This window comes from Virgibacillus profundi, assembly GCF_002287375.1.
Classification (GTDB): Bacteria; Bacillota; Bacilli; order Bacillales; family Amphibacillaceae; genus Virgibacillus_K; species Virgibacillus_K profundi.
The window spans coordinates 1-470 of sequence record NZ_NPOA01000049.1; the positions used below are offsets into that span (position 1 = coordinate 1).

Here is a 470-nt window from a genome sequence, read left to right on the forward strand (position 1 = left end):
CATCGATGAAGAACGCAGCGTAGCCACACCGATGTGGAAGTAAAAGTCGTAACAAGGCATCGATGAAGAACGCAGCGTAGCCACATCGATGTGGAAGTAAAAGTCGTAACAAGGCATCGATGAAGAACGCAGCGTAGCCATGTATCACGGGAAGTAAAAGTCGTAACAAGGCATCGATGAAGAACGCAGCGGAACTGCGATGTGGAAGTAAAAGTCGTAACAAGGTCTCCGTTGGTGAACCAGCGGAGGGATCATTACCGAGTTGTAAAACTCCCAAACCACTGTGAACCTTACCTCAACGTTGCTTCGGCGGGTTGGCCCCGGTCTCCGGGGTCCCCGGCCCCTCGGGCGCCCGCCGGAGGTATCTAACTCTTGATTTTATGGCCTCTCTGAGTCTTTGTACTTAATAAATCAAAACTTTCAACAACGGATCTCTTGGTTCTGGCATCGATGAAGAACGCAGCGGAACT

General features: G+C 50.6%; 1 protein-coding gene. It reads right to left on the minus strand.

The genetic code is table 11. The annotated features are described in order from the left end of the window. A partial coding sequence (locus tag CIL05_RS22455; protein ID WP_206207827.1) for a hypothetical protein occupies window positions 1–277 on the minus strand: 277 nt, incomplete at its 3' end. Window positions 278–470: the final 193 nt, after the last annotated feature.